Source organism: Pseudomonas guariconensis (genome assembly GCF_024127895.1).
GTDB lineage: Bacteria > Pseudomonadota > Gammaproteobacteria > Pseudomonadales > Pseudomonadaceae > Aquipseudomonas > Aquipseudomonas guariconensis_B.
In genome coordinates this window covers 1-465 of record NZ_JAMYBK010000079.1, presented here as the reverse complement: position 1 = coordinate 465, position 465 = coordinate 1, and the positions used below count along the sequence as shown (strand labels likewise).

1 pseudogene is annotated in these 465 nt (G+C 71.0%); it reads right to left on the bottom strand.

Annotation, left to right across the window (positions count from 1 at the left end):
- Positions 1-465, bottom strand: a pseudogene (locus NJF35_RS24630) (hypothetical protein); the annotation flags it as partial.

Sequence of the window (465 nt, the reverse complement as noted above, 5' to 3'; positions counted from 1 at the left end):
CCCGCGTCAAGCTGCCGCCCATGCGCACCGGCCCCACGCTGTGCTGGATCAGCGCCACCAGCCGGTCGCGCAGGGTGGTGGCCATGTAGGCGTAGTCGGCCTTGCCGCCGGTGACGTCCAGGGAAACCAGGCTGGCGTTGCGGTCCACCGCGTGCAGTTCGCTGGCCCGTACCGGCAGCCCGCCGTCGCGGGCGGGCCGCTCGATACGGGTTTCGAGCACGGTGACTTCGCCGGCGCTGCGCTTGCCCAGGCGGCGGACTTCCTCCTGGGTGAGAGCGGCATTGTCGAGCCTGACCGTGGTCACGCCGCCAGGCAGGAGCTTGTGCATCAGCCAGCGCGCACCGCCCAGGGCCGCGGGCAGCAACAAGGCCAGGTTGATGGCCATGAACACCTGCTTGCCGCGGTCCTCGGCGGTGGCGGGGTTGGCCAGCCGCGCCAGTTCGGTGAAGAAGTGTTCGCCGATGC